Here is a 2,697-nt window from a genome sequence, read left to right as displayed (position 1 = left end):
CCGGCGCCGATCGTGACCCCACCACTATTCGTATTTCGGATTAGAAATCAGCTTGATAGTTCGATTTCAACTGGGGTCCCGATCCGGTGCCGAAACACACCCAGTCTGCCACCATGCCAACAAGCCTAACAGGAAGCCCACGACAGCCAGCGGAGCCTGCATGGCGAACCCGCGTTTGTAGGCTGGTTTCCATTCGGTGAGGAGCGCGCGGTCGTCAAGGCCCAAACGGGCAGGCTGCTCGACGACGTTCACATAGACTGCCGCTCCGGCGAACAGCGCGGCGATGACGAGCGCGAGTTGCCCTGCAACCATGACCGCGACTCCCGTTGTTGAAAACAACCCATCCAGACGTGGGTGAACGTGACAACCCTAGAGGCCGATTTATACCTTACGTAAGTGCCGGCTGACGACAATCGCCAACAAATTCGGTACCGAACCGGGGCAGTTTTATGCCTAATATTATCGACAAAGCCGAATGCTGCTGACGCAGGCGATCAGCTTGACCTTACAAATCGCGCGAGCCGCGCTCCGACACCAGGCGGACCCGCCCGTGGCAAGTTATTTGCGCAGCCAAATGTCGAATCCGATTGACGTCTCTCTGATGTCGGCAGTGTCGAATGGCGTCGTCGCCGCCATGCGCTGGATGTCGTTGCTTGAATAGGCGCGTTTGCGCAATTGCTTGAAGATGAGGCGGGTCAGCAACGCAGCGACCGTGCCAAGGCGCGCGCCATCGGCGGCGGCCTTGAGCGACGCATTCGAGGCATCGCGACGCATGTCGATGATGAGAGCCGCGCCGTCACGGTTGAGCACGCGATGCATCTCGGCCATGGCCCCTATTGGATCGGCGAAATTCTTGAACGCCGCGCGGCAGACGATAAAGTCGAACGTATTGTCCGGAAACGGCATTGAGGCAGCATCGCCCCGCCGAAACTCAATGTCGAAGCCCGACCTCGCCGCGTGCTCCGACGCGATGCGGACAAAGCTATGGCTGATGTCAAGTCCAGTGATGCGGTATGGTCCGAGCTTGGCAAGTTCAACCGCGAGATAACCTGGCCCGGGCGCGACTTCGAGCACTCGGGCCCGGGGCAAAAGATGAGCGACGATCCGTCGGGCTTCGGCCTCGAAATCCGCGGCAAGTTTAGCGGTGTGCCGCGCGTACCAGGTCGCCAGCATTCCCTCCATGGCGGCGCCCTTGTAGGCTCTCTTGATCGGCACCGCGGAGGCACCCATGATTTATCCTTTACATCGTCATTATCTTATTTACTAAGATATCTTTAGACCGAGAATGTCAACCAAGACGAAAAAGAGTCGTCAGGAACTCGCGGTCACGCTCAATCGGGCGATGCGCGACGCCAGCGCAAAAGGCGTGCTGTACAGCCAAACCGTCGCCGAGCGTCTCGGCGTCAACAGCACGGATCTGGAATGTTTGGACTTTATTGCATTACGCGGGCCGCTGACCGCCGGCGAGCTCGCCCGGGCCGCGGGCTTGACCACAGGGGCGATCACTGGCGTCGTCGACCGCCTCGAACAAGCCGGGTTTGCGCGGCGCGAGCGGGATCGCAATGACCGCCGTAAGGTCCTCGTCGCGCTGCAGCCCGCAGTCGAGCGCTGCATTATGCCGCTGTTCCGGCCGATGGAGCGGGCCGCAGCGTCTGCGCTATCACTTTATGGGGACAGGGACCTTGCGCTGCTGCTCGATTTCTTCGAGCGCTCCAGCGCTGCAGTAACGACGGCGCTAGCCGAATTGCGCTCTCTGCGCGTAGTGGGAGGCCAAGCGAAGAACACCGCGAGGAAAAAGAGCAAACCCCGAAGTACAATGTGAATCGGCGTAGGGTCCCAACGCCGATCCTCGTGGTAACCTACTGAAATTCCTCCTGTTGGTGGGGTCAAATTTCGGTGCTTAATCACAGCCAAGGGCTCAATGCGAAGGCCGCCGGACCGAAGGAACTCTTCATCGTCGACGGCGCCACCCACATGGACCTCTACGACGGTGAGGGCGCGGAAATTGCGGCGAACAAGCTGTATCCATTCTTCGCTCAACACCTCGAACTCTAGACAAATCGCTGAGCGCCTTCAGGCGAAGAGGTCCGCTTACCGATGATTTTCGCTTCGCCATGATTGAGGATGAAATGAGCAAAGTTTGGTTTGTCACCGGTGCAGGCCGGGGCCTTGGAATTGATATCGCCCAAAAGGCTTTGGCGGCGGGGCACTCGGTTGTCGCGACCGGCCGCAATCCCCCTGCCGTCCTGAAAGCAATCGAGGCGCACGAGAGCCTGTTGACGGTCGCGCTCGATATCACCGATCCACAAGCGGCGATCGCCGCAGCTCAAACTGCCGTCGACCGGTTCGGCCGCATCGACGTGCTGGTCAACAATGCCGGCAATTTTTACGCGGGCTACTTCGAGAACATCAGCCCCGATCACTTCCGGGCGCAGATGGAGACCAACTTCTTCGGTCCGCTGAACGTAACCCGCACCATCCTACCGATCATGCGGGCACAACGCAGTGGCCAGGTGATCACCGTCACCTCGCTCGCTGGCCTGATCGGTCAGGAATTCGTCGTTGCCTATGCCGCCTCCAAGTTCGCCCTTGAGGGCAGAGCGGGTCGGTCCGATCGCGGGTCGCTCTGAGCGCGGGTCGGTCTGCTGACCGAGCTCGGCGGGGCGCGGCCCTCGCGCACGCGCGAAGATTCGACGC

General features: G+C 60.3%; 3 protein-coding genes and 2 pseudogenes. 3 read left to right on the top strand and 2 right to left on the bottom strand.

Annotated elements, in window-relative coordinates:
• Positions 1-99: 99 nt before the first annotated feature.
• Both ABSB13_RS17035 and ABSB13_RS17030 read right to left on the bottom strand, forming a co-directional pair.
• Positions 100-312: pseudogene (locus ABSB13_RS17035) on the bottom strand (DUF1772 domain-containing protein); the annotation flags it as partial.
• Between the two features lie 246 nt (positions 313-558).
• Complete coding sequence (locus tag ABSB13_RS17030) at positions 559-1,230, bottom strand: class I SAM-dependent methyltransferase (RefSeq protein WP_428110548.1); 672 nt, start codon at positions 1,228-1,230, stop codon at positions 559-561.
• Between the two features lie 55 nt (positions 1,231-1,285).
• On the opposite strand from ABSB13_RS17030, the gene ABSB13_RS17025 reads away from it, so the two are divergent.
• The 3 genes and pseudogenes from ABSB13_RS17025 to ABSB13_RS17015 form a co-directional block, all read left to right on the top strand.
• Entirely contained in the window at positions 1,286-1,822 is a 537-nt protein-coding gene (locus tag ABSB13_RS17025) for a MarR family winged helix-turn-helix transcriptional regulator (protein WP_428110546.1), read from the top strand.
• Positions 1,823-1,896: 74 nt separating this feature from the next.
• Positions 1,897-2,055: a hypothetical protein gene (locus tag ABSB13_RS17020; protein WP_428110545.1), complete on the top strand. Its 159-nt coding sequence runs from the start codon at positions 1,897-1,899 to the stop codon at positions 2,053-2,055.
• Positions 2,056-2,129: 74 nt separating this feature from the next.
• Positions 2,130-2,597, top strand: a pseudogene (locus ABSB13_RS17015) (SDR family NAD(P)-dependent oxidoreductase); the annotation flags it as partial.
• Positions 2,598-2,697: the final 100 nt, after the last annotated feature.

It is taken from the genome of Binatus sp. (SeqCode) (assembly GCF_050013435.1).
Classification (GTDB): Bacteria; Desulfobacterota; Binatia; order Binatales; family Binataceae; genus Binatus.
The sequence above is the reverse complement of the archived record's forward strand: the minus strand, read 5'-3'. Positions and strand labels throughout refer to the sequence as shown.